This is a genomic window from Flavobacterium sp. RHBU_24 (genome assembly GCF_046613695.1).
In the GTDB taxonomy this organism is placed as follows: Bacteria; Bacteroidota; Bacteroidia; order Flavobacteriales; family Flavobacteriaceae; genus Flavobacterium.
This window is the reverse complement of record NZ_JBKJHD010000057.1, coordinates 1-489: the sequence shown is the minus strand read 5'-3', so window position 1 is coordinate 489 and position 489 is coordinate 1. Positions and strand designations below refer to the sequence as shown.

Sequence of the window (489 nt, the reverse complement as noted above, 5' to 3'; positions counted from 1 at the left end):
AATAATTATTGATAATGTATTCTGTGATGTGCAGCGTGGCCTTTCGCCTAATAATGACGGCAGGAACGACTCATTCGACTTATCTAACCTTGATGTAAGGAAACTGAGCATCTACAACCGTTACGGGCAGGAGGTATACCACTTTAATGGTGCCTATACTGACCAGTGGGGCGGTAATGCCGATAGCGGCGATGAGCTGCCTACAGGTACTTACTTCTATATGTTTGAGCGTAACACTGGTGAGGCTAAAACAGGATGGATTTACATTAACAGGCAGGATTAAATATATAAAATATAGTGTTTTCCCCTCCTTAAAATCGGGGAGGGGAGGCATTATTTAGATGGCAAAATTTGCTATTGTTTAAGAAAATGTAACGTTTAGGAAAATAATTATTAAAATTTTCTAATTCTGTAGATAGTATTCCAAATTTGCAGATATTTACAACTGATTTAAATAAAGGAGGCATATTTATACCATACAAACTAATA

General features: G+C 36.8%; 1 protein-coding gene. It reads left to right on the top strand.

Annotated elements, in window-relative coordinates; all coding sequences use genetic code 11:
- A partial coding sequence (locus ACLI09_RS18050) for a gliding motility-associated C-terminal domain-containing protein (RefSeq protein ID WP_411421040.1) occupies positions 1 to 283 on the top strand: 283 nt, incomplete at its 5' end.
- Between the last annotated feature and the right edge of the window lie 206 nt (positions 284 to 489).